Genomic DNA, 20,918 nt, shown 5'->3' with positions numbered 1-20,918 from the left:
GTCAAGAAAACCTTTCCTCAATGTGAAGGTTTGATGACGATTGCGTTTTGGCGCGCCCAGTCGCGGATCGGCTGGCCCACGTCGGGATTTTTATTGATTGACTGATCAATCAACAATAAACTGCAATAATCAAAAAGGAGTTATGATGCCGAAAGTCGGAATGGAGCCGGTACGCCGCAAGGCGCTTGTCGATGCGGCGCTGCGCGCGATCGGTCATCACGGCTCGCTCGCCGTCACCATGTCGGAGATCGCCCGCGAGGCCGGCGTCTCGCCGGCGCTGGCGCATCATTATTTCGGCTCGAAGGAACAACTGCTGATCGAGACGATCCGTGCCCTGCTCAGGCAGTTGCGCCGCGATACGGTCCAGGCGTTGAAAGCCGCGAAAACGCCACGCGAGCGGATTGCCGCGGTGATCCGGGTGAGCTTTCAGGCGGACCAGTTCTCCCCCGAGACGATCGCCGCCTGGCTGGCCTTCTATTCGGAAGCGCAACGCTCGGAGGAGACGCGACGGCTGCTGGTGGTTTATGCGCGGCGGCTGCATTCCAACCTGATGTCGGGCCTGCGCCCGCTTTGCCCGGCCAACGACGCCGGCCGCATCGCCGACGGCGCGGCGGCGATGATCGACGGGCTCTACATCCGCCAATCGCTGAGGGCGGCGCCACTGTCGATCGAGGCCTCGGTGGCTCTGGTCGAGAATTACGTCAGCGGACAGCTGAACAACGGCTCTTGCGGCAATACGCCTTACAATGAACTCAACATTCTTCCGTCTGGAGACAGGACATGAAAGCCCAACCGAAAGCCTCGCACTTCATCGACGGAGAATATGTCGAGGATACCGACGGCACCGTCATCGAGAGCATCTATCCTGCGACCGGCGAGGTGATCGCCAAACTCCACGCGGCCACCCCGGCCATCGTCGAAAAGGCGATCGCCTCGGCCAAACGGGCGCAGAAGGAATGGGCGGCCTTGAGCCCGATGGCGCGCGGCCGGATCCTGAAACGCGCCGCCGAGATCATGCGGACACGCAACCGCGAGCTTTCCGAGCTGGAAACGCTCGACACCGGCAAGCCGATCCAGGAGACCATCGTCGCCGACCCGACCTCGGGCGCGGATGCCTTTGAATTCTTCGGCGGCATCGCGCCCGCCGCGCTCAACGGCAGCCACATTCCCCTGGGCGGAGACTGGGCCTATACCAAGCGCGTGCCGCTCGGCGTCGTGGTCGGCATCGGCGCGTGGAACTATCCGCAGCAGATCGCCTGCTGGAAGGGGGCGCCCGCGCTTGCCGCCGGCAATGCCATGGTGTTCAAGCCGTCGGAAGTGACCCCGCTCGGGGCCTTGAAGATAGCCGAGATCCTGATCGAGGCCGGCCTGCCGAAGGGTGTCTACAATGTCATCCAGGGAGACCGCGAGACCGGCCCCCTGCTCGTCAACCATCCCGACGTCGCCAAGGTCTCGCTGACCGGCTCGGTGCCGACCGGACGCAAGGTGGCGGGGGCCGCCGCCAGCCAGTTGAAGCATGTCACCATGGAACTCGGCGGCAAGTCACCGCTGATCGTCTTCGATGACGCCGATGTCGAAAGCGCGATTTCGGGCGCCATGCTCGCCAATTTCTATTCGACCGGCCAGGTCTGCTCGAATGGTACGCGCGTCTTCGTGCACAAGGGGATCAAGGACCAGTTCCTCGCCCGCCTCAAGGAACGCACCGAGGCGATCCTGATCGGCGACCCGCAGGACGAGGTGACCCAGATGGGTCCGCTCGTTTCCTGGGCGCAGCGCGAAAAGGTGCTCGGCTATATTGCCAAGGGCAAGGCGGAGGGCGCAACGCTCCTCACCGGCGGCGGCATTCCCAACAACGTCTCGGGCGAGGGTTACTTTGTCCAGCCGACCGTGTTTGCCGATGTGACCGACGGAATGACCATCGCCCGCGAAGAGATTTTCGGCCCGGTCATGTGCGTGCTCGACTTCACCGACGAGGCGGAAGTCGTCGAACGCGCCAATGCCACCGAATTCGGTCTCGCCGGCGGCGTGTTCACTGCCGACATAACCCGCGCCCACCGGGTCGTCGACCAGCTGGAAGCCGGTACGCTGTGGATCAACACCTACAATCTCTGCCCGGTCGAGATCCCCTTCGGCGGGTCCAAGCAGTCCGGCTTCGGACGGGAGAATTCGGCGGCGGCGCTTGAGCACTACAGTGAGTTGAAGACGGTCTATGTCGGCATGGGCAAGTGCGAGGCGCCGTATTGACCTCCTCTTCTCCCCATCGGGGAGAAGAGATGATCCGCACGCCTCTCACTCGATCAGCACCAACTGGGTTCCGGAGTTAAATATGCACCAGGCAGATTTCATCATCATCGGCTCCGGTTCGGCCGGCTCGGCCATGGCCTATCGCCTGTCGGAAGACGGCAAGCATACGGTGCTGGTGCTGGAATACGGCGGCTCCGATGTCGGGCCGTTCATCCAGATGCCGGCGGCGCTCGCCTGGCCGATGAGCATGAAACGCTACAACTGGGGTTACCTGTCCGAGCCCGAGCCCAACCTCAACAACCGGCGCATCACCGCGCCGCGCGGCAAGGTGATCGGCGGGTCATCGTCGATCAACGGCCTCGTTTATGTTCATGGACATTCCGAGGATTTTAATCGCTGGGAAGAACTGGGCGCGCGGGGCTGGGCCTATGCCGACGTGCTGCCCTATTTCAAGCGGATGGAAACCTCGCATGGCGGTGAGGCCGGATGGCGCGGTACGGACGGGCCGCTGCATGTCCAGCGCGGGCCGGTGAAAAACCCGCTGTTCCATGCCTTCGTCAAGGCAGGCGAGCAGGCCGGATTCGAGATGACCGAGGATTACAACGGCTCCAAGCAGGAAGGTTTTGGCCTGATGGAGCAGACAATCCACAAAGGTCAGCGCTGGTCGGCGGCGAATGCCTATCTGAAGCCGGCGCTGAAGCGCCCGAATGTTTCCCTGCTGCGCTGCTTCGCCCGGCGCGTGGTGATCGAAAACGGCAAGGCGGTCGGTGTCGAGATCGAGCGGGGCGGCAAGATCGAGGTTGTGAAGGCCAAACGCGAGGTGATCGTCTCGGCCTCGTCGTTCAATTCGCCGAAGCTTTTGATGCTGTCGGGCATCGGCCCGGCCGCGCATCTGAAAGAGATGGGCATCGACGTGGTGGCCGACCGTCCCGGCGTCGGCGCCAACCTGCAGGACCATATGGAATTCTACTTCCAGCAGGTGAGCACCAAGCCGGTCAGCCTCTACTCCTGGCTTCCGTGGTTCTGGCAGGGGGTGGCTGGCGCGCAGTGGCTGCTGTCCAAGGGAGGACTTGGCGCCTCCAACCAGTTCGAGGCCTGCGCCTTCCTGCGTTCGGCGCCGGGCGTGCGACAGCCTGACATCCAGTATCACTTCCTGCCGGTGGCGATCAGCTATGACGGCAAGGCGGCGGCCAAGAGCCACGGCTTCCAGGCCCATGTCGGCTACAATCTGTCGAAGTCGCGCGGCGCCGTCACCCTGCGCTCGGCAGAGCCGATGGCCGATCCGGTCATCCGCTTCAACTATATGAGCCATCCGGAGGACTGGGAGAAGTTCCGCCACTGCGTGCGGCTCACCCGCGAAATCTTCGGCCAGCAGGCTTTCGACGAATTCCGCGGTCCCGAGATTCAGCCTGGAGAAACCGTCGTGACCGACGCGCAGATCGACGCCTTCCTGCGCGAGCATCTGGAGAGCGCCTACCATCCCTGCGGCACCTGCAAGATGGGTCGGGCCGACGATCCGATGGCCGTGGTCGATCCGGATTGCCGGGTGATCGGCATCGAGGGCCTGCGCGTGGCGGATAGCTCGATCTTCCCGCATATCACCTATGGCAACCTCAACGGTCCCTCGATCATGACCGGCGAAAAGGCCGCCGACCATATCCTCGGCCGCGACCCGCTGCCACGCAGCAATCAGGAACCATGGATCAATCCGCGATGGGAGACGAGCGATCGGTGATGATGGCGGTTTAGGGCCTGGATCGGGGCATTATCTGCCGTTGCAGGGTTGCAATGTCGGACGGGGTGGCAAATAACGAACCCATCTTTTCCGCAGGCCGGATCGCCACGAAATGCCCATTTCCTATCGTAAATCGAAAATTCGCCGCCGCTCCAGGGTCATCGGATGGTCCTGGCGGCTGTGGAAGCCCCGGATCGTTTTCTGGCTGGGCGCGATCGCGATCGGGGTGGTGAGCGTCGGCTTCGCGGCCGCGGCGGACGAGGCGCAAAGGCTGTTCCGGTCGCTCACCCGGAGCGGCCACTACGGCTACCTCATCCCCCTCGCCCTGACACCGGCGGGCTTCCTGGTCAGTGCCATATTGAGCATGAGGCTCTTTCCCAACGCGCAAGGATCCGGCATTCCCCAGGCGATCGCCGCGCGCCACCTTGACCATACGGAGGCGCGCGCCGCCCTTCTGTCCCCGAGGCTTGTGGTGGGCAAGATCCTTCTGACGGTGGTCGGCTTGTTCAGCGGCGCTTCGATCGGGCGTGAGGGACCAACCGTTCAGGTCGGCGCCGCGATCATGCTGGCGAGCGGCCGCATCGGCGGCATGGCGCAAGCGCGCGGCCTGATCCTCGCCGGCTCGGCAGCCGGCATCGCCGCCGCCTTCAATACACCGCTCGCGGGGATTGTCTTTGCCATCGAGGAGATGAGCCGCACGTTTCAATCCAGGGCCAACGGGCTGGTTCTGACCGCCGTCATCCTGTCCGGTCTCGCCGCCATGGGCATGGTCGGTTCCTACACCTATTTCGGCGAGAGCATCGTCTCGGCCGCATCCCCGCTCGACTGGGTGGCGGTCGTGCTGTGCGGCATCGTCGGTGGCGCACTCGGCGCCGGCTTCAGCCGCATGGCTCTGGCCGCATCACGGCGTATCCGCGTGTGGGCCCATCCCGATCCCTTCCGGCGCATGCTGGCCGTGGCGGCGGTCTGCGGCTTTGCGGTTGCGGTGATCGGCGTGCTTGCCGGCGGCTCGACCTTCGGCACCGGCTATGAGGAATCCCAGTCCGTGCTGGTCGGCGAACCCTTGTCGCCGTTGTTCTTCATCGGCAAGCTCGGAGCGACATTCCTGTCGATGGTTTCCGGCATTCCGGGCGGTATTTTCGCGCCTTCGCTGTCAATCGGCGTCGGCCTCGGAGGTACGATCGGCTCGCTGATCGGCGCGAGCATAGCCTTGTCGGGCATCGTCGGGATGGCTGGCTATTTCGCCGGCGTGGTCCAGGCGCCGATGACGGCCTTTGTCATCATCATCGAGATGACCGGCAATCACGAGGCCGTTCTGCCGATCATGGCGGCGGCCATGCTCGGCTATATAACCTCGCGCCTCGTCTCTCCCGAACCGCTCTATCACGGGCTTTCTCGCGCCTTTATCGCCCAGGCGATCCGCCAGCGGCGCAATGTCGCCCGCGCCGGCGAACCCGTACCGGCAGCGCCATCGGCCCAGTAGAATTCGGCGGCCGCATCGTCCGGAAGCGGATCATCGGAATGGAGATGCGGAACGTGCGACCAGATGCGTTCGGCATGCAGCTTTTCGCCTAAGGCGGATCCCAACGCAGCGAGGCCGGCGCGCGATCCATCTCAGGCGGCACCATTGCCCTGGGCAAACAGCTTCCAGCGTGTCGGTCGAAAGCGCAGTTCGGCACCGACGGTCACCGGCGCGTCGAGCGGCACCTCGATCTCCAGATGATGCGGTTCGTGTCCGTCATTGGCGACGTCGATCTCGGCGATGCGCGTGCCAGCCAGACGGCGACAGGCCGTGACCTTGCCGTAAAGCGAATCCCGCTCGCTCGTCACCACCACATCCTGCGGACGGAAGAAAAGCTCGCCCGGCCCCGCGCCATTGTCCGAAAAACCGATCGGCTCACCGTGGAACAGAATGGTCTTGTCGCGCACCATCACGGGCACATGCGAGGACTCGCCGATGAAAGAGAAGACGAAGGGCGAATTCGGCGTGTCGTAGACATCATCGGCAGTGCCGACCTGTTCGACCCGGCCCTGGCTCATGACGACGACACGGTCGGCCAGTTCCAGCGCCTCCTCTTGGTCATGAGTGACGAAGAAGGTGGTATGGCCGGTGCGGTCGTGGAACTCCTTCAGCCAGCGGCGCAACTCCTTGCGCACCTTGGCGTCGAGTGCGCCGAAGGGCTCGTCGAGAAGCAGCACCGTCGGCTCGATCGCCATGGCGCGGGCCAGCGCCACGCGCTGGCGCTGGCCGCCGGACAACTGGCTCGGATAGCGGCGCTCAAGCCCGGTCAGCTGGACCATGTCGATCAGATCGGAGACGCGCTTCTTGATTTCATGGGCCGGCGGGCGGTTGGCCTTGGGACGTACCTTGAGGCCGAAGGCAATATTGTCGGCGACCGTCATGTGGCGAAACAGCGCGTAATGCTGGAAGACGAAGCCGATATGGCGCTCCTGCACACTCTTTTCCGAGGCGTCCTCCTCGCCGAAGAAGATCTTGCCCGAGGTCGGCTGTTCAAGGCCGGCAATCAGGCGCAGCAGCGTCGTCTTGCCGGAACCCGACGGGCCGAGCAGCGCGATCAGTTCGCCCGAACGGATCGACAGCGACAGGTCGTAGAGTGCCGGAAACTGACCGAATTCCTTGCGGATATTGGTAATCGTGACATCCATCGAAGGAAACCTTTCAGTGTTTGCGGCCTGCCGCGATCGCATGGCCGTAGCGAAGTTCCAGAATGGTCTTCAGCGCCAGCGTCACGAGGGCAAGCAGAGCAAGGAGTGTCGAGACGGCAAAGGCCGCGACGAAATTATATTCGTTGTAGAGGACCTCGACATGCAGTGGCATGGTCTCGGTCAGGCCGCGGACATGGCCGGACACCACGGAAACTGCGCCGAACTCGCCCATCGCACGGGCGTTGCACAGCAGAACGCCATAGAGCAGGCCCCATTTGATGTTGGGGAGCGTCACATACCAGAAGGTCTGCCAGCCACTTGCACCGAGCGAAAGAGCCGCCTCCTCGTCGCCCGTGCCCTGTTCCTGCATCAGCGGGATCAGTTCACGGGCGACAAAGGGAAAGGTGACGAAGACGGTGGCGAGCACGATGCCGGGCACGGCGAACAGGATCTCGATGCCGTAGCTCTTGAGGAAAGGGCCGAGCACGCTCTGCGAGCCGAACAGCAGAACATAGACCAGGCCGGAAATGACCGGCGAAATCGAGAATGGCAGGTCGATCAGGGTGATCAGGAAGGTCTTGCCCTTGAATTCGAACTTGGCGATCGCCCAGGCGGCGGCAACCCCGAAGACCAGGTTCAGCGGCACAGAGATCCCGGCGACCGTGAGCGTCAACCGGATTGCCGACATCGTATCAGGATCGCCCAGGGCCTCGAAGAAGGCGGGAACGCCCTGGCGGAAGGCCTCGATGAAGACGAGGAGAAGCGGCAGAAGCAGCACGAAAGCCATGAAGGCAAGGGCCAGCGCCATCAGAGAGAACCGGGCGAGCGGGCTCTCGGTCGAGGCGTCGCGGAAGCGGGGCTTGGCCATGGAGGCGCTCTCAGCGGACATTGGTGTATCTCCTCCGGCTCCACATCTGCAAAAGGTTGATGAAGAGCAGCATGGCGAACGAGATCGCCAGCATGATGCAGGCGATCGCGGTCGCGCCGGCATAGTTGAACTCCTCCAGTCGGATGACGATCAACAGCGGCGCGATCTCGGAGACGTAGGGGATGTTTCCGGCGATGAAGATGACCGAACCGTATTCGCCGACGCCGCGGGCGAACGCCAGCGCAAAACCGGTGAGGATCGCCGGTGTGAGGCCCGGAAGGACGACCATGCGCAGCGTCTGGAACCGGGTCGCGCCCAGCGTGGCGGAGGCTTCCTCGACCTCGCGATCAAGCTCCTCCATCACCGGCTGGACGGTGCGCACAACGAAGGGCAGTCCGACGAAGACGAGCGCGACGACGATGCCGAAGGGCGTGAAGGCGATCTTGATGCCGAGCGGCGCCAGCAGCGAGCCAACCCAGCCATTCGGGGCGTAGAGCGCGGCCAGCGAAATGCCGGCGACGGCGGTTGGAAGGGCAAACGGAAGGTCGACCACGGCATCGAGCAGGCGCCGGCCGGGGAAATTGTAGCGCACCAGAACCCAGGCGACGATGACGCCGAACACCGCGTTGATCGCGGCCGCCGCAAGCGCCGAACCGAAGCTGACCCTGAGGGCCAGGAGCGTGCGCTCATCGTCGGCAATCGCCAAGAATTCAGCCCAACCGAGAGAGGCAGAGTACCAGACCAGCCCGGCCAACGGGATCAGGATGATCGCAGTCAAATAGAAAATCGTATAACCGAGCGTCAGCCCGAAGCCCGGCAAGATGCTCGGCTGGCGCCAGTTTTTCATTATTTGTCCCGTCGTCATTCCCTAGCCCGAACCTCATAATGCCTTGAATACCGCTCGCGACAAGCCCCGGCCTCCCGAAGAGGTCGGGGCTCTTGTGTCGCAGGGAGAGCCTGTTACCGGGCCGGCTTGTAGATCTGGTCGAAGATGCCTCCATCGGCAAAGTGGGTCGGCTGCACCTTGGCCCATCCACCGAAGATCGGGTCGTCGATAGAAACAAGGTCGATCTTGGCGAATTTCGCCAGATCCTCGGCGGCCACCAGTTCGGGCTTGGCCGGGCGATAGAAGTGCTTGGCCACGATCCTCTGGCCTTCCGGCGAATAGAGGTATTGCAGATAGGCCTCGGCGACCTTGCGGGTGCCCTTGGCATCGACATTGCCGTCCACGACCGCGACCGGCGGCTCGGCGAGGATCGACTGCGGCGGCGCAACGATCTCGAAGGCATCGGCGCCGAACTGGACCCCGGCGAGAAAGGCTTCGTTTTCCCAGGCAAGCAGCACGTCGCCAATCTGGCGCTGGGCAAAGGTTGTCAGGGCACCACGAGCGCCGGTGTCGAGAACCGGCGCGCGCTTGAACAGTTCACCGATGTACCCGCGCACCTTGGCCTCATCGCCACCATACTGCTTGTAGGCCCAGGCCCAGGCGGCGAGATAATTCCAGCGGGCGCCGCCCGAGGTCTTCGGGTTCGGGGTGACGATCTCAATATCGCCCTTCACCAGGTCGCCCCAGTCATGGATCCCCTTGGGATTGCCCTTGCGCACCAGGAAGACGATGGTCGAGGTGTAGGGCGACGAGTTGTTCTCCAGCCGCCCGCGCCAGTTCTTGGCGATCTTTCCAGTCTTTTCCCCGATAGCGTCGATGTCACCTTCAAGCGCCAAGGTGACGACATCGGCGTCAAGGCCGTCGATCACCGAGCGCGCCTGCTTGCCGGATCCGCCGTGCGACTGGCGAATGGTGACGCTCTCGCCCGTCTCGGCTTGCCAATGCTTGGCAAAGGCGGCGTTGTATTCCTTGTAGAGCTCACGGGTCGGGTCATAAGACACGTTCAAGAGTTGCGTATCGGCATGGGCCGTCGCCAACACTCCGGCTGACAGGGACAGTCCCACCAGATAGATGCCAAGACGTCTTGCAAAGCTGTTCATCGCGTCCTCTCCTTATCCTCATCATTCCGGTTAAGACTACCGGACAGGTCGAGTTAGTCAACGCGGGCGGAAAAATAGCAAAACAGTACCCAAGGCGGCGGGGCAGAGAAAAACGCGCGACCATTCGTGACCGAAGATTGCGGGTAATTTCGTTCGCAAAACCGCCACGTCACAGAAAAGTCACGTTTGGGGAAACGGGCGACGATCGTGCCGGCGGGAAATATTCCAGGCCCGAGCGGGCAACGCTATACGGCGCCCTCGATGGCGATCATCGCCCGTGGACTGGTGAGCGCATCGGCGATCGTCGTCGAGAAAAGCACCGCCCGCGTCTCGTCGGCAACGCGAGCGAAGACATGACGGACCTCGCAGTCGCTTTCGCCGGCGCAGTCCTCGCAGCGACGATAGGCGGTGATCGACAGACAGGGTAGCGGCGCGATCGGTCCGTCGATCAGGCGGAGCACCTCGCCATAGGTGATGTCACCCGCCGGCCGTAGCAACAGGTAGCCGCCCTGCTTGCCGCGGCGGCTCGTCACCATGCCGTTGCGCTTCAGGTCCAGCAGGATCTGCTCAAGGAACTTCTTCGGTATCTTCTGGCGATCGGCGATGTCGGAAATCTGCAAGGGTTCGCCTGCCTCGGCGCGAGCCAGGACCGAGAGCGCCCGCAAAGCGTATTTGGCTTTCTGCGAAATCATCGATGAACCGAATGCTGGCGATCCGGGTCAGGACGTCACCTCACCCGTTCGTCGCGGTCTAGACCAATCCGGATGAAAAAACAAACAGCCCGCCCGCCGCTGAAAAACACCCCTCGCCACGGGCCGCAGCCGCTTTCTTCCGAATGCGCCGCTGAGAGAGATATTTGCTCGCGGGTCCAGTCGTTTCGAAACAGCTGTTTCTCGTGCGACTGGAAAATTGTTGCGATACTTTCGCCAAGCTCACTTAGCAGGATTTCGACATGACCCCTTCCGAACAGCAGACGCGTGCGGCACGGCTCGACGCCGACCTTGCCGCACTGGACCTTTCTGAGCGGCTGGCCCTTGTCGCCGACCTCGAAGGCCGCGCGGTGTTCACCACCAGCCTCGGCATCGAGGATCAGGTGATCACGGCGGCAATCGGCACAGACCGGCTGCCGATCGAGATCGCGACGCTCGAGACCGGCCGGCTGTTCCAGGAGACGGTCGATCTGATCGCCGAGACCGAGGAGCGCTTCGGCATCGCCATCAAGCGCTACCGCCCGCGGCAGGACGACATCGACGCCTTTGCGGCGAGATACGGACTGAACGGTTTCTACGAAAGCGTCGAAGCGCGACACGCCTGCTGTCATGTGCGCAAGCTCATCCCGCTGGCCAGCGCGCTTGACGGCGCGGCCATCTGGGTGACCGGCCTGCGCCGCGGGCAGTCCGGCAACCGCGCTGCGACACCCTTTGCCGAATATGACGCCGAACGCAACCTGATCAAGGTCAACCCGCTTGCCGACTGGTCGATCGAAGTGATCAATGCCTATGTCGCGGCCGAGGCGATACCGGTGAACCCGATGCATAAGCGTGGCTATCCGTCGATCGGCTGCGAACCGTGCACCCGGGCGATCAAGCCGGGCGAACCGGAGCGCGCCGGCCGCTGGTGGTGGGAAAACGACGAAAAGCGCGAATGCGGCCTGCATGTACCGGAAGCGGCAGCGACGCCGATGGAAACCACGGTGGAAGCCACAACGGCCTGAGATTTTAAGGACTTCGCCCCTCGCCCTGCCCCTCTCCCCGACCTGCGGTCGGAAGATGGCGGCGGCCGGATCAGGGGTGAAGGTGCAGGACAAATGCCCGGCGTCGCCGGCGCCAAGGACAAGAGACAATGCATCATTCGGAATTCGACCCCCATTCCAAGGATCAGCCGGCCAAGCCACCACTCGATCCGCATTTGAAGGCGCTGGAGAACGAGGCGATCCACATCTTCCGCGAAGTGGCCGCCGAGTTCGACAAGCCAGTCATGCTTTATTCGATCGGCAAGGATTCGTCGGTGCTGCTGCATCTGGCGCGCAAGGCCTTCTATCCCGGCCGTGTCCCCTTCCCGTTGCTGCATGTGAACACCGGCTGGAAGTTCGCCGAGATGATCGCCTTTCGCGACGAGATCGTCCAACGCTACGACCTCGACCTGATCGAGCACATCAATCCGCGCGGCGCGGCCGAAGGCGTAACACCCTTCAGCCACGGTTCTGCGCTCTATACCGACATCATGAAGACGGAAGGACTGCGCCAGGCGCTTGATGCCGGCCAGTTCGACGCCGCCTTCGGTGGCGCGCGCCGCGACGAGGAGGCGAGCCGCGCCAAGGAGCGCATCTACTCCTTCCGCACGCCTGATCATCGCTGGGACCCACGCAATCAGCGCCCGGAACTGTGGAACATCTACAACGGCCAGATCCGCAAGGGTGAGAGCGTGCGCGCCTTCCCACTGTCCAACTGGACCGAGGTCGACATCTGGCGCTACATCCAGGCGGAGGACATTCCACTGGTGCCGCTCTACTATGCAGCCAGGCGCCCCTTCGTCGAGCGCGACGGCATGATGATCCTCGCCGAGGATCCGCGCCTCGAACTGCTGCCCGGCGAAACCCGCCAGGAAGGCATGATCCGCTTCCGCACGCTGGGCTGCTTCCCACTGACCGGCGCCATCCCCTCGACCGCCACGACGCTGGACGAGGTGATCGCCGAGCTTGAAATCGCCACCGTGTCCGAGCGCCAGGGCCGGGCCATCGACCGCGACCAGTCGGGTTCGATGGAGAAGAAGAAACGCGAAGGATATTTCTGAGATGACCGCAGTCATTACCGCCCGCGCCGTCGAGCGTCCCGAGGTCCAGCCGGCTATCGTCGCACGGGATTCGCGCCCGCTGCGCCTCATCACCTGCGGCTCGGTCGATGACGGCAAGTCGACGCTGATCGGCCGCCTGCTGTGGGACACCAAGGCCGTCAAGGAAGACCAGGCAGCGACACTTCACCGCGACAGCGGCAAGCAGAACGATCTAGGCCTGCCCGACTTCGCGCTTCTGCTCGACGGCCTGCAGGCCGAACGCGAACAGGGCATCACCATCGATGTCGCCTATCGCTACTTCGCCTCGGACAAACGCTCCTTCATCGTCGCCGACACGCCCGGCCACGAGCAGTATACCCGCAACATGGCGACCGGCGCATCGACCGCAGATCTCGCCATCCTGCTGGTGGACGCGCGCGCCGGCCTGCTGGAGCAGACCCGTCGCCACGCCACCATCGCCTCGCTGATGGGCATCAAGCAATTCGTGCTGGCGGTCAACAAGATCGACCTGACCGACTACGACCGAGCCGGCTTCGAGGCGATCGCCCATGAGTTCCGCACGCTGGCGCTTTCGCTCGGCGTGCGCCAAGTGACCGCCATCCCGATGTCGGCGCTGAAGGGCGAGAACGTGGTCTATTCCGGCCAAGCCGTGATGCCATGGTATGACGGCCCGACGCTGGTCGAGGCGCTGGAACTCGCCACGCTGCGCTCGTCCCAGACCACGGGCTTTCGCCTGCCGGTGCAACGCGTCTGCCGCCCGGGTGAGAGCTTCCGCGGTTATCAGGGCACGGTTGCCGGCGGCGCGGTAAAGCCCGGCGACGGCGTCGCCGTCCTGCCGTCCGGGCAGATCGCCAACATCAAGCAGATCGTCACATTCGACCTGGTGCGCAATGCCGCGGTCGCCGGCGACGCGATCACGCTGGTGCTCGACCGGCAGGTCGACGTGTCGCGCGGCGACATGATCGTCTCGCTCGACAGCCAGCCGCAATCGGGTCTCTCCTTCGACGCGCAGATCGTCGCGCTCCAGCCGGACGGCATCCAGCCGAACAAGCGCTATTGGCTGAAGAGTGGCTCGCGCCGCCAGCGCGTGCAGGTCAAGCCGGTTTCCCAGCTCGATCTCAAGTCAGGCAAGTGGACCGCGACGGAAGCCTTTGCCATGAACGCCATCGGCAAGGTGCATCTCGCCTTTGACGAAACGGCGATCTTCGACCCCTATGAGCAGAACCGCTCGACCGGCGCCTTCATCCTGATCGACCCCGACACCAACAATACGGTGGCCGGCGGCATGATAACGGCCAGGCGCACCGATCTCGGCGGCCTCAACGCCAATGAAGGCAAGGTCATTCTCTCGCTGCCGGCGGACCTTGCCGAACAGATCATGGCGACCGAACTGCTTGCAGGCCGCCGCGACGAGGTGGAAACCCGTCGCCTCACCACCGCGGCCGCCCGCGACCTGTTCGACGGCATCGACGGCTGAGGCAACATTCTCCCAGGACGCACGGTGTCCCCATGCCCGCTCCCTCACCGGGGCGGGCTTTTTCGTTCGGAAAGGGGATCACGGCTTGTCGGCGTGGCGCACCGGGCCGCCGCGGGCGATGTTCAGTTCCTCGCGGACCACCCGGTCATCACCGTCGAGGATGGCGCGCCAGATGCGATTGCCGATGCGCAGGCTGAGCCGACTCGTCCCGGCATCCTCCCCCTCGCCCATTTCGACCGTGCTCATGACGAGACCCTGCTGCTGATGGCGGCGAAAATCCTTCTGCGCCAATCCGAAGCGTTGCGCGATCTCGACCGGGTCGAGAATGAAGTCGCCATTGGCGTCACGTTCGATCTGCATGAAAATCCCACTCCTCCCATCCCAGGCGGACGGTCTGGGTCTTTGCTCCACCACGCCATGGGCAGGGATTCGGGTCAAGCACCGGACAGGCAAGATTGCGGGAAATCGTGCGGGAGTGCCATCACGGTCGAGAAACGGCAAGGAGCAATATGCGCAAGCCAAAAACGAAAAAAGCCCGCAAAAGCGGGCTTTTCTAGCTGGTCGGAGTGGAGTGATTCGAACACTCGACCCCCACGTCCCGAACGTGGTGCGCTACCAGACTGCGCTACACTCCGTGCCAGCGGCGCCTCTATAGACCAGCGTTTTTTGTTGCACAAGCGGTCATTTGCAGATTTTCGTCGAAAGACGAAGATTTCGTGACAGGCAGGTTCTCACCGGAGACCACCGACAGACGGAAAAGCCCACAATCCCGGGCGAAACGTGGCCCCTTGGCATCAACGTCAAAAAAACAACAAAACAACCAAAGGAGGAGATTTCCAAGAGGTTCGTTTGACGCTAAGCCAAGAAAGCAAGACGGCGCCAGTGGGCGGGGAAACAGGGGTCTCCGGGCGAACGTTCTCGCTGCAAAAAGCTCAAGGGACAGAGAAATGAAATTCCGCGTGATCACCATGGCCGGCCTTACGCTGGCGCTTGCCGGATGCACCACAACAGGTATGGCCACGAACCCGATCGAGGCGCGCTGGAACGGCCAGAAGGCCGGCACCTTTTTCGCCAAGTTCGGACCGCCTACAACGGACACAGAGACAGGCGGCACCACGCTCTACACCTGGCGCGGCGGGTACAAGAACCGCGCCGTCCCGGCCGTCTACGAGGACCTCGGCAACGGCAAGAAGGGCAAACTTATCACGCCGGCGCGGAGCGAATATCTGCGTTGTGAAGTGCAACTGACGGTCTCGCCCGACTACGTGATCCGCGGAATCCGGCCCATCGTCGACAAGCGCACCGGCGGCAAGAGCTATTGCGAGGAATTCCTCGCTGGCGACTGATCGATAGCCACCTCTCCTGTACCGGAAAGGGAAAAGCGCCCCGGGAGGGAGACCCCAGGGGCGCTTTTTTTTGTAATCGACAGGATGTGAGGCGTCAGAGCAGTAAGTCGAGGAAGCGGTCGGTGCTGGAGTTGGCGATCTGCAACGCCTGCATGCCGAGCTGTTCCTGGGTCTGAAGGGCCTTGAGACGGCTTGTTTCGGCATTCAGGTCGGCATCGACCATCTTACCCACGCCGGTTTCGATCGCATCCTGCAAGTCCTTGGTGAATTCGCTCTGCATCTCGACCCGTGTACCGATCGCGCCCAACGTCGCGCCCACTTCAATCGTTCGCTCGGCCATGGCATCGACGACGCTGATCATCTCGTTGATCTCGGCATCCGTCGTCGTCTCGTCCAGCCTGATCTCATCATGGGCGCCGCCGTTCTCGCCATTGAACAGGACCCAGGCTTTTGAGGTGCCAAGTTCGGTGGAGAAGCCAGATCCGGTCAGGATCCCGCTGTCGCCGGACAGGTCGTCGATCAGAAAATTGACCTTTGAGGTACCGGCCGTTCCGGCAATCTCATAGGTGATGTCGGTCACTTTCACTCCGCCGTCGGCGTCGCGCCGGAAGGAGCCGACGAGTTGGCGGTCGATGTCGTCGGCGACGTCGGTGCGCTTCAGCCAGTTCTGTGCGGCGAAGCTCGACGAATCGGCAATGCTCTTCAGTTCGTCCTTCAACTGATCAAGGTCGACATTGATCTTGCCCTTGTCGACCCCCGCCTCGCGGGCCATGATCAATAGCTTCTTAAACTCCGCCAGCGTGTCCGTAGCGGCGGAAAAGCCGTTGGCGGCACTGTCGACGATCCCGCCCGCGAGACCGAGCGCGTCATCGACGGCGGAGAGCATCTTGTTGTCCGACCGCATGGTCGTGGCGATCGACCAGTAGGCGGCGTTATCGGCCGCGGTGGCGATGCGCTGACCGCTCGACACCCTGGCCATTGTGTCGTCTCGGCTCCCCAGCGTCGACCGCAGGACGTCCAGCGCGAGAATAGCGCCATTATTCGTGTTAAAACTCAGCATGAAACACCTACGCAATACTGTTCTTTCGCGGAGGGCGCCGTGGATGGCACCCTCCCGAGAGATACTCAGAACCAACAGACTTCACGAACACATTACCAACTGGAAGCAAGCCGGTTATACATGCATTAGGGTTAACACTTGCCTTATCGCAGCATGTTTTTATGGTTAAAATTCAGTATATTATAGGATATACTATTTACTGAAAATTATCCATACCGATCCGGCGGATACGGACCGCTCGCGGCGTCAAGGCGGAAGCGGAATGAAGCAAGCCCCCTGATCGCCTTGCGGTTCTGTTTCATTCCGTCGCCATGGCCGCGATCTGCGCGGCCTGCCCTTTCGCTGCAAGGACTGCGACACGCGTGACTGCCGGGTCACCGTGATGGAAGTGCCCTTCGACCGTACCCATGCGACGATTGTCTGGCCGCCGGTGAAGGTTTCGGGGCTGACCCCACGCCTATCAACAGGCGCGAAGCAAGACAAACGAAGTTTCGTGGTATGTTCATTTGGCATTCAGTTCTTACACTGCCATATGTGCGTCGCCCGATATTGGGTGTCAAAGGATCGTCTCAAATGCAAAAGCTTAAGCTTGCTCTGATTGTTTCCACGCTTGTTCTTTCCGCCGGCGCTTCGCAGGCGGAGGACCTGGTCTTCACCCTGAAGAACGGAACGAACTCCGTTCTCAATAACTTCCACGCCTCGCCGGTTGGCGTCGACAAGTGGGAGGACGATATTTTCGGCCAGCAGGTTCTCGAGCCAGGCGAAAGCATGGAGATCACCATCGCCGACGGCCGTGACGTTTGCGACTACGACATGCGCTTCGAATTCCAGGGCGACGATCTTGAGACCACCACCGACACTCAGAACCTGTGTGAACTCGGCGAATACACCATTCACGAATAAACGGGCGGCATAGATCCGTTTTTTTCGGCCCGCCGGGTAAAACCGGCGGGTTTATTTTTGCCGGCGGATGCCAGAGGCCTATAGGCTTCAGAAGAAGCATAGCAGGCACCGAGCGGGCGAACTGCCGAGCGATGCGCCTTGGCCTTCGTGCTGTCGGTCGCTTGGAATTCGGTTTCATCCACCGCGCTCAAGGCCGCCAGAATTCGGTGCCAGACAAGCCGGCCTGACCATCGGTGAAAGTGATTGCAGATCGTCGTTGGCGGCCCATAACGTGACGGACAATCCTGCCATCGGCAGCCTGACTGAAGTACATGGATGATGCCGCTGATGACACGAGGTGCACCAGCAGCGTTCTTTGGCAGCAAAGGTTCAATCACCGACCACTGCTCATCGCTCAACCAGAACCCGTTCTTCATCGTCAAAGCCTCAGTTCGAGACTTCGGATCAGAAATATCCAAATATATCAATATGCTGATTGGGTTTCGATCTTGGGGTCGCATATTCACGAAGCCACGCATACTGAAATCCGGATTTATAGTATAAGGTCAACCTGACCGGAACACGCGGCGCATGATGTCATCCACTTGATAGGATTGGCGACGACTGTGAGAGAGAGAACGGAGTTCGACGAAGGTTTCGACGCCCTGCGGGAATTGGCGTTTGACCTGCGGTGGTCGTGGAACCATTCGCAGGATGTGCTCTGGCGGCAACTCGACGCGGAGATGTGGGACCTGAATCGCAACCCCTGGGCGATACTCCGCACTGTGTCGCACGACCGGATACGCGAACTGCTCGCCGAGCAAGAATTCTCCAAAACCCTTTATGACATATTGGCTGAGCATCGCGAAACGAGGCTGTCACCGGCCTGGTTCCAGCGTGCCCATCCAACTGAACCGCTGCGTACGGTTGCCTATTTCAGTGCGGAATTCATGCTTGACGAGGCACTTCCGATCTATTCCGGGGGGCTCGGCAATGTGGCCGGGGACCAACTGAAGGCCGCAAGCGATCTCGGCGTTCCGGTTGTCGGGGTGGGGCTGCTGTATGCTCAAGGCTATTTTCGCCAGACAATCAGCCCCGATGGCTGGCAAGAGGCGCTATATCCAGTCAACGAGCCGGAACAACTGCCATTGAGGCCTTTGCGGGAACCCAGCGGAGAATGGCTGCGGCTCGAGATTGAATTCCCCGGCTGTACGCTTCTGGCCCGGACCTGGGAAGTACAGGTCGGACGAACGAAACTCTACCTTCTGGACATGAACGATCCGGCCAATTCGCCTGCTCACCGGTGCATCACCAGTGAGCTCTATGGCGGCGGACCGGAAACACGCCTCAAGCAGGAAATCGTTCTCGGTATTGGCGGCTGGCGGCTGCTGCGGGCCATAGGCCTTGATCCGCAGGTCTGCCATCTCAATGAGGGGCATGCCGCTTTCGCGGCACTTGAACGGGCGCGTTATTTCATGCAGGAAAACGGCGTGCCTTTTTCCGAGGCACTGATGGCAACGCGCGCCGGCAATCTTTTCACAACGCATACGGCAGTCACTGCGGGCTTCGACCGCTTCTCGCCGGAGCTAATGACGAAATTCTTCAAGTCCTATGCCGAGGATCATCTCGGCATTCCTGTGGATGGACTTCTGGCGCTTGGCAGACGGGATGCCAGCGATAAAGCGGAACCTTTCAATATGGCCTATCTCGCGGTCCGCGCGAGCGGAGCGGTCAATGCCGTCAGCGCGCTCCACGAACACGTCAGCAAGAAGATATTTCAGCCCTTGTTTCCAGACTGGCCCGCTGTCGAGGTTCCGGTCGGGCATGTGACCAACGGGGTGCATGTGCCGACCTGGGATTCTGCCGCTGCTGACGCGCTATGGACGGAAGCGACCGGCAAGGGGCGATGGTGTGGCGACCAGACGGGGCTCGCCACGGCGATTCGCGCGGTGAGTGCCGACAAACTGTGGGATCTGCGCACAGAATCGCGGAGGGACCTGATCGAGAAGGTGCGAGCCTGTCATGCGCGTCAGCTGGCCGAAGACGGCGCCTGCGAGAGCGACATCGAGGAAGCCCGGAGCATATTCGACGCCAGCATTCTCACTCTCGGGTTTGCTCGTCGATTTGCCACCTACAAGCGTCCGAATCTATTGCTGCATGATCCGGAACGGCTTGCGAGGATACTCACGAACGACAAAAGGCCGGTCCAGTTGATTCTGGCGGGCAAGGCGCATCCCCAGGACACTCAGGGGCAGGCCCTGATCAAGCTGTGGAGCGATTTCGCCAGGCGCGCCGACGTGAGATCCAGCGTGGTCTTTTTGCGGGATTACAACATGCTGCAGGCGCAATGGCTGATTCAGGGCGTTGATGTCTGGGTCAATACGCCGCTGCGGCCGTGGGAGGCCAGCGGAACGAGTGGCATGAAGGTCCTCGCGAACGGTGGGCTCAATCTATCGGAAATCGACGGCTGGTGGGCGGAGGCCTTTTCGCCCGACATCGGCTGGGCCATCGGGGACGGCGCTGAACACGGAAGCGATCCCAACCTCGACGAGAGGGAGGCCGACGAGCTTTATGAACACCTTGAAAAGGATATCGTTCCAGAATTCTACGAGCGAGATGAACAAGGGATGCCTGTGCGATGGATCGCGCGCATCCGTGAAAGCATGGCCAGGCTGACGCCACAATTCTCAGCAAACCGTGCAGTTCGAGACTATACCGAGATGTTCTATCTGCCCGCAGCGGAAAGCTACGCCGCCCGTAGCGCAAAAACAGCGGGTACGGCTACTGCACACACGCTTTGTCGCTGGAGAGCTGAATTGTCGAGAAAGTGGCCGCATGTCCATTTCGGAGATGTACGATCAATCTCTTCTGGCGACGAGCACCTCTTTTCAGTCGAGGTCTACCTTGGCGACCTCGCTCCAGACGCCGTCCATGTGGAACTCTATGCAGATGCAGTGGCCAGCGAACCCCCATTCAAAATGGTTATGGCAAGGCAGCAACCATTGTCTCAGTCCGGTGGAGTAAGCCTCTATCTCGCATCCGCGCCGGCAAGCAGGCCGGCTTCGGATTTCACCCCGCGTATCGTTCCCTTCCATAGCTTTGCCCGTATCCCCCTGGAAGCTGGCAATATTCTCTGGCAGCGCTGAGGCACGGGGATCGATCCGTGTCGGCCATTCGCTCTATGGTGGATTTTGCCGGATCGCTTTTACTTTGCAGCGAACGGATTTCGGGCGCCTATCTTCGGCTATTTGCCAAATTTCGATATACGACCTGAATTCGTCGAGATCAGACGAAACAGGCCAGTCTTGATCGGCAAAGATGAACGCACCACCAGTAGGCGGAACCGCATGTGACGATGCGCCGAATTTGCTGCCATGCTACTCCCATTAGGATGGCCGAGCGAGACGTGGCGTGCCCTTCCTTGCGAGACCCCATGTAAGACAGCCGCGTACGATAATTTTGTATGACAGTGCCTGAATCCGGCGTCCAGGCTAAGTGGAAACACCGGAAAACCTTGATTCTTGGCTTGAAACGAAGAACGTGGCTGGGGCGCCAGGATTCGAACCTGGGAATGCCGATACCAAAAACCGGTGCCTTACCGCTTGGCGACGCCCCACCATGCGCGGCGACGCATGGTCGCCGGCGGTTGGTGGCCTGATTAGCAAAGGACGGGCCGGGCGGCAATGACCCTTCGACGGATTTTTTGTGGGCTGGACATCCGCCTCTTCAACCGTTCGTACCGGTAGAAGCCACGCATGCCCTACCAATCGAAGCGAGCGGAGGGACGATCAGGGGATTTGCCCATTTCCCTTTGCATCCTCTGCCAATCAACCCGACATAGGAAAAGACACTCCATAGCC

The 20,918-nt window shown here is 61.7% G+C and carries 17 protein-coding genes, 2 tRNA genes and 1 pseudogene; 10 read left to right on the top strand and 10 right to left on the bottom strand.

Going from position 1 to position 20,918, the window contains the following annotated elements:
* Nucleotides 1-145 precede the first annotated feature (145 nt).
* The 4 genes from betI to RNA01_RS05810 all read left to right on the top strand — a co-directional run bounded on the left by betI (nucleotide 146) and on the right by RNA01_RS05810 (nucleotide 5,462).
* The gene (gene betI / locus RNA01_RS05825) at nucleotides 146-784 is read left to right on the top strand and encodes a transcriptional regulator BetI (protein WP_147179023.1); all 639 of its coding nucleotides are present in this window, start codon (nucleotides 146-148) and stop codon (nucleotides 782-784) included.
* Complete coding sequence (gene betB, locus RNA01_RS05820) at nucleotides 781-2,244, top strand: betaine-aldehyde dehydrogenase (protein ID WP_147179022.1); 1,464 nt, start codon at nucleotides 781-783, stop codon at nucleotides 2,242-2,244. Before betI ends, betB begins: the two co-directional genes overlap by 4 nt.
* 82 nt (nucleotides 2,245-2,326) lie before the next feature.
* Nucleotides 2,327-3,979 carry a choline dehydrogenase gene (gene betA, locus RNA01_RS05815; protein ID WP_147179021.1) on the top strand — a complete coding sequence of 551 codons (1,653 nt, stop codon included), beginning with the start codon at nucleotides 2,327-2,329 and terminating at the stop codon, nucleotides 3,977-3,979.
* A gap of 112 nt (nucleotides 3,980-4,091) precedes the next feature.
* Nucleotides 4,092-5,462: a chloride channel protein gene (locus RNA01_RS05810; RefSeq protein WP_147179020.1), complete on the top strand. Its 1,371-nt coding sequence runs from the start codon at nucleotides 4,092-4,094 to the stop codon at nucleotides 5,460-5,462.
* A 131-nt stretch (nucleotides 5,463-5,593) separates the two neighbouring features.
* Here RNA01_RS05810 and RNA01_RS05805 read toward each other — a convergent pair whose 3' ends face one another.
* The 5 genes from RNA01_RS05805 to RNA01_RS05785 all read right to left on the bottom strand — a co-directional run bounded on the left by RNA01_RS05805 (nucleotide 5,594) and on the right by RNA01_RS05785 (nucleotide 10,192).
* Complete coding sequence (locus tag RNA01_RS05805; RefSeq protein ID WP_147179019.1) at nucleotides 5,594-6,646, bottom strand: sulfate/molybdate ABC transporter ATP-binding protein; 1,053 nt, start codon at nucleotides 6,644-6,646, stop codon at nucleotides 5,594-5,596.
* Nucleotides 6,647-6,659: 13 nt separating this feature from the next.
* A complete protein-coding gene (gene cysW / locus RNA01_RS05800) occupies nucleotides 6,660-7,535 on the bottom strand; it encodes a sulfate ABC transporter permease subunit CysW (protein WP_147179018.1) in 876 nt (291 codons plus the stop codon).
* The gene (gene cysT, locus RNA01_RS05795) at nucleotides 7,525-8,361 is read right to left on the bottom strand and encodes a sulfate ABC transporter permease subunit CysT (RefSeq protein WP_284728030.1); all 837 of its coding nucleotides are present in this window, start codon (nucleotides 8,359-8,361) and stop codon (nucleotides 7,525-7,527) included. The genes cysW and cysT overlap by 11 nt, the downstream gene beginning before the upstream one ends.
* A 113-nt stretch (nucleotides 8,362-8,474) precedes the next feature.
* Nucleotides 8,475-9,500, bottom strand: coding sequence for a sulfate ABC transporter substrate-binding protein (locus RNA01_RS05790; RefSeq protein ID WP_147179016.1), 1,026 nt, complete (start codon nucleotides 9,498-9,500; stop codon nucleotides 8,475-8,477).
* Nucleotides 9,501-9,745: 245 nt separating this feature from the next.
* Nucleotides 9,746-10,192 (bottom strand): RrF2 family transcriptional regulator, encoded by a 447-nt coding sequence (locus RNA01_RS05785; RefSeq protein ID WP_147179015.1) that lies wholly within the window; start codon nucleotides 10,190-10,192, stop codon nucleotides 9,746-9,748.
* 260 nt (nucleotides 10,193-10,452) lie between these two features.
* Between RNA01_RS05785 and RNA01_RS05780 the strand changes: the two genes are divergently transcribed.
* From RNA01_RS05780 to cysN, 3 genes are all read left to right on the top strand, one after another.
* Complete coding sequence (locus RNA01_RS05780) at nucleotides 10,453-11,214, top strand: phosphoadenylyl-sulfate reductase (RefSeq protein WP_147179014.1); 762 nt, start codon at nucleotides 10,453-10,455, stop codon at nucleotides 11,212-11,214.
* Between the two features lie 128 nt (nucleotides 11,215-11,342).
* Nucleotides 11,343-12,293, top strand: a complete 951-nt coding sequence (gene cysD, locus RNA01_RS05775; protein ID WP_147179013.1) for a sulfate adenylyltransferase subunit CysD — start codon at nucleotides 11,343-11,345, stop codon at nucleotides 12,291-12,293.
* A 1-nt stretch (nucleotide 12,294) separates the two neighbouring features.
* Nucleotides 12,295-13,770, top strand: a complete 1,476-nt coding sequence (gene cysN, locus RNA01_RS05770) for a sulfate adenylyltransferase subunit CysN (protein ID WP_147179012.1) — start codon at nucleotides 12,295-12,297, stop codon at nucleotides 13,768-13,770.
* Nucleotides 13,771-13,848: 78 nt separating this feature from the next.
* Here cysN and RNA01_RS05765 read toward each other — a convergent pair whose 3' ends face one another.
* On the bottom strand, nucleotides 13,849-14,130 hold the full coding sequence (locus RNA01_RS05765; RefSeq protein WP_147179011.1) for a DUF6522 family protein: 282 nt from the start codon (nucleotides 14,128-14,130) through the stop codon (nucleotides 13,849-13,851).
* Between the two features lie 198 nt (nucleotides 14,131-14,328).
* Nucleotides 14,329-14,405, bottom strand: a tRNA-Pro gene (locus RNA01_RS05760).
* Between the two features lie 312 nt (nucleotides 14,406-14,717).
* On the opposite strand from RNA01_RS05760, the gene RNA01_RS05755 reads away from it, so the two are divergent.
* Nucleotides 14,718-15,116 (top strand): hypothetical protein, encoded by a 399-nt coding sequence (locus RNA01_RS05755; RefSeq protein WP_147179010.1) that lies wholly within the window; start codon nucleotides 14,718-14,720, stop codon nucleotides 15,114-15,116.
* 94 nt (nucleotides 15,117-15,210) lie between these two features.
* Here the strand turns inward: RNA01_RS05755 and RNA01_RS05750 are convergent, their stop codons facing one another.
* Complete coding sequence (locus RNA01_RS05750; RefSeq protein WP_147179009.1) at nucleotides 15,211-16,176, bottom strand: flagellin N-terminal helical domain-containing protein; 966 nt, start codon at nucleotides 16,174-16,176, stop codon at nucleotides 15,211-15,213.
* A gap of 573 nt (nucleotides 16,177-16,749) precedes the next feature.
* On the opposite strand from RNA01_RS05750, the gene RNA01_RS05745 reads away from it, so the two are divergent.
* Entirely contained in the window at nucleotides 16,750-17,079 is a 330-nt protein-coding gene (locus tag RNA01_RS05745; protein WP_147179008.1) for a hypothetical protein, read from the top strand.
* 122 nt (nucleotides 17,080-17,201) lie between these two features.
* On the opposite strand, the pseudogene RNA01_RS24030 reads toward RNA01_RS05745, so the two are convergent.
* A pseudogene (locus RNA01_RS24030) lies at nucleotides 17,202-17,495 on the bottom strand (transposase); the annotation flags it as partial.
* A 189-nt stretch (nucleotides 17,496-17,684) separates the two neighbouring features.
* Here RNA01_RS24030 and glgP point away from each other — a divergent pair.
* On the top strand, nucleotides 17,685-20,204 hold the full coding sequence (gene glgP, locus RNA01_RS05735) for an alpha-glucan family phosphorylase (RefSeq protein WP_210245731.1): 2,520 nt from the start codon (nucleotides 17,685-17,687) through the stop codon (nucleotides 20,202-20,204).
* Nucleotides 20,205-20,599: 395 nt separating this feature from the next.
* Here the strand turns inward: glgP and RNA01_RS05730 are convergent.
* Nucleotides 20,600-20,674: transfer RNA gene (locus RNA01_RS05730), tRNA-Gln, on the bottom strand.
* Nucleotides 20,675-20,918: the final 244 nt, after the last annotated feature.

The organism is Paenirhizobium naphthalenivorans, assembly GCF_007992095.1.
GTDB lineage: Bacteria > Pseudomonadota > Alphaproteobacteria > Rhizobiales > Rhizobiaceae > Allorhizobium > Allorhizobium naphthalenivorans.
This window is presented reverse-complemented; position numbering and strand designations above follow the sequence as displayed.